The 1044-nt window shown below is 64.1% G+C and carries 1 protein-coding gene; it reads left to right on the top strand.

Annotation, left to right across the window (positions count from 1 at the left end; genetic code table 11):
* Positions 1 to 31: 31 nt before the first annotated feature.
* Entirely contained in the window at positions 32 to 1000 is a 969-nt protein-coding gene (locus BYZ73_RS21255; RefSeq protein WP_112317578.1) for an IS5 family transposase, read from the top strand.
* Positions 1001 to 1044 lie beyond the last annotated feature (44 nt).

Genomic DNA, 1044 nt, shown 5'->3' with positions numbered 1-1044 from the left:
CATCGGAAATCCATGCGGTTAGACGAGCGGCATGAGCAAGCCCAAGCCCGCCCGCTACCGCACGACGAACTGGTCCACCTACAGCGATGCGCTCAGGAAGCGCGGGTCACTGCTGATCTGGCTGGACAAGGAGATTGCCTGGCACGCGCCGCATGAGGGACGCCCGGGGCGCCCACCGGTGTTCTCGAATGCCGCGATCCAGTTCTGCCTGTCGATCAAGATTCTGTTCAAGCTGCCGCTCAGGCAGACAGCCGGGATGGTCGCGAGCCTCCTGCGCCTTGCTGGGCTGGATTGGCCTGTTCCGGACTACTCGACGCTGTGCCGCAGGCAGAAGACCCTGAAGGTGCAGATCCCTTATCGCCGTGCTGGCGGACCGCTGAACCTGCTGGTGGACAATGAGGCATTGACCGCCATTGGTCCGAGGACAATGCCGAATGGCATCAAGTTTCTTGGCGACGGCGAATGGCAGGCCCGCAAGCATGGCGTTCAGGGTCGTCGCCAATGGCGCAAGGTGCATCTGGCGATGGACACTGCCACATCCGACATCCGCGCGGTTGAGTTCACCCCGAGCCGGGAAGGTGACAGCCCCGTCCTGCCGGACCTGCTTGGCCAGATCCCTGAGGGCGAGGACATTGGCACCGTGACCGCAGATGGTGCCTACGATACCCGCCGCTGCCACAGCGCCGTCATCGCGCGCGGCGGCACGGCAATCATACCGATCCGCAGGAACGGTCGGGCTTGGAAAGAGGACTGCCCGGCTGCAAAGGCGCGCAACGAAACTCTGCGCGCCACGCGTTATTACGGTCGGGCATTCTGGAAGCGGTGGACCGGATATCACGCTCGCAGCCGCGGGGAAGCCAAGATGCGATGCCTGACGGCTTTCGGTGAGCGCATCGCCGCGCGGGATCCCGATCGCCAAACCTCCGAAATCCACATCCGGGCCGCCCTTATCAATCGCTTCAATGCACTCGGCACCGCCGAGGTTGTCCGCGTGGCCTGAGCACCGACGGGAAAGGGCCACTCACACCTCAGGCCGACGTTCTG

The sequence above is a fragment of the Rhodovulum viride genome (assembly GCF_003265965.1).
GTDB lineage: Bacteria > Pseudomonadota > Alphaproteobacteria > Rhodobacterales > Rhodobacteraceae > Rhodovulum > Rhodovulum kholense.
Note: the sequence above shows the minus strand (reverse complement) of the source record. Positions and strands in the feature narration are given on the sequence as shown.

Coding starts and splice junctions, on each gene's coding strand:
- BYZ73_RS21255 (WP_112317578.1), top strand. CDS start 32: ATGAGCAAGCCCAAGCCCGCCCGCTACCGCACGACGAACTGGTCCACC.